General features: G+C 40.4%; 1 protein-coding gene. It reads left to right on the top strand.

The features are described from left to right. Nucleotides 1-11: 11 nt before the first annotated feature. Nucleotides 12-547 (top strand): sugar kinase (locus C9J29_RS23950; protein WP_170110046.1); only part of this gene is annotated, 536 nt, incomplete at its 3' end.

A 547-nucleotide genomic window follows, 5' to 3' on the forward strand; every position in this document is an offset into this window, starting at 1 on the left:
GTGTTTGTGCTATGAATGATGTTATTACTATAGGAGATGCAATGGTCACGTTTCATCCTGCTTCAACAGGACCAATGCGATATGTGCCCTCATTTGAAAGGAAAGTTGGCGGGGCAGAACTGAACGTAGCAATTGGTTGCTCTCGTTTAGGGTTAAAAACTGGATGGATCAGCCGTTTAGGCAATGATGAATTTGGCAGATATATATATAATTTTGTACGTGGTGAAGGGATCGATGTATCGCAATTAGAAATGGTTGATGGCTATCCAACCTCACTGAATTTTAAAGAAATCATGGAAGATGGAAATGGACGAACCTTCTATTATCGTTCCAACTCTCCAACAACTGCCTTAACGATTGAATCTTTGAATGAAGATTATATTAAGAATGCAAGAGTCCTGCATATTACGGGTGTCTTTCCTGCAGTCGACCAAGCGAAAAATATTGAGTTAATCAAGCATGCAATCGTTCTAGCAAAGCAGAATGGCGTCCTTGTATCGTTTGATCCTAATATCCGCCTAAAGCTATGGAGTAAAGAGGAAGCGAG

It is taken from the genome of Lysinibacillus fusiformis, from assembly GCF_003049525.1.
In the GTDB taxonomy this organism is placed as follows: domain Bacteria; phylum Bacillota; class Bacilli; order Bacillales_A; family Planococcaceae; genus Lysinibacillus; species Lysinibacillus fusiformis.